Genomic DNA, 255 nt, shown 5'->3' on the forward strand with positions numbered 1-255 from the left:
CGTAATAGCTCACTGGTCGAGCGTCTTTGCGCGGAGAATTTAACGGGGCTAAACCTGACACCGAAGCTTAGGCAATACAGCAATGTATTGGGTAGGGGAGCGTTGTATACGCGGAGAAACAGTAGCGTAAGCGGCTGTGGAGTGTATAGAAGTGAGAATGCCGGAATGAGTAGCGCGAATGCAGTGAGAATCTGCATGGCCGAAAGCCTCAGGTTTCTGGAGGAAGGTTCGTCCGCTCCAGGTTAGTCGGGAGCT

At 52.5% G+C, this 255-nt stretch carries 1 rRNA gene; it reads left to right on the forward strand.

Annotated elements, in window-relative coordinates:
- Nucleotides 1-255, forward strand: a 23S ribosomal RNA gene (locus P0G09_RS20975); the annotation flags it as partial.

Origin of the sequence: Faecalibacterium sp. DFI.5.82 (genome assembly GCF_029076575.1) — a bacterium.
GTDB lineage: Bacteria > Bacillota > Clostridia > Oscillospirales > Ruminococcaceae > Faecalibacterium > Faecalibacterium duncaniae.